This window comes from Methanobrevibacter filiformis, assembly GCF_001639265.1.
Lineage (GTDB): Archaea > Methanobacteriota > Methanobacteria > Methanobacteriales > Methanobacteriaceae > Methanacia > Methanacia filiformis.
In genome coordinates, this window is sequence record NZ_LWMT01000172.1 from 1 (window position 1) to 921 (window position 921).

The window sequence follows — 921 nt, forward strand, 5'->3', positions numbered from 1 at the left end:
ACTATGGAGAACTATGAAAAATATACTACATAGAAACCCCATTCCAGATATTGAATACCTAAAAAAGGAAGTGGTTAAATTATACTACGAATTAGTTGATGAAATATCTTTTGTCGAAAATTGGATAGATGAATATATTGTCAAAAAATAGGTATCATACTATATTAAATAATTTTATAAAGTGATTGGATGAAATTAAATAAAGTAAAGATTTCTAATTTTAGACAATACCGTGATGTAGAAATTGATTTTGCTAGAAACAATAATAAAAACATAACTATTATTCAAGGAAATAATGGAACAGGCAAAACTACTATGTTAAATGCATTAAGTTGGTGTCTATACGGTAATGAAATTCATGATTATGGTGATAAATCATCCATGACTATTTGTAATAATAAAAGTGCTAATTTGGCAGAAAATGGGGAAAATATTAAGGTATATGTTGAAATAGAATTTTATGATGGTGAAAATTTATTGATATTTAAGGAGATCTTCCATAATTCATTGATTAGTTAATTGATACTTATTGGCTTATATTATGATGATGAAGTAATATTAAGTTAAAATAAGGATTATTATTTAGTTTATTGGGTTTTAAGTGATTTATCTTTGTTGATTATTTTTTAGTAAAGTTTAATAATCTTTGTGTTGAAATATGACTTCATGCATTAATGACTTTAATAAACTTTTTTTTATTAAGTTTTTGTGCATTTATTATGAAATTTGTATTAATAAATTAGTGCTTTTGTATGAATCATGTTTTGATAAATGGCATACTGACTAAGAGATACTTATTTAGACATGTATGGTTTTATACTATGTTTATTTATGTTTTTTCTAGTATATTGTGTCTTTTAGATTTCTTGTTCGTATTGTATTGTATATTGCATTTCTGATGTTTATTTCATTAGTTGCAGC

1 protein-coding gene is annotated in these 921 nt (G+C 23.9%); it reads left to right on the forward strand.

Translation table 11 applies throughout. The features are described from left to right. The first annotated feature begins 189 nt into the window (after positions 1-189). Positions 190-519, forward strand: coding sequence for an AAA family ATPase (locus MBFIL_RS04745; RefSeq protein ID WP_066971959.1), 330 nt, complete (start codon positions 190-192; stop codon positions 517-519). Positions 520-921 lie beyond the last annotated feature (402 nt).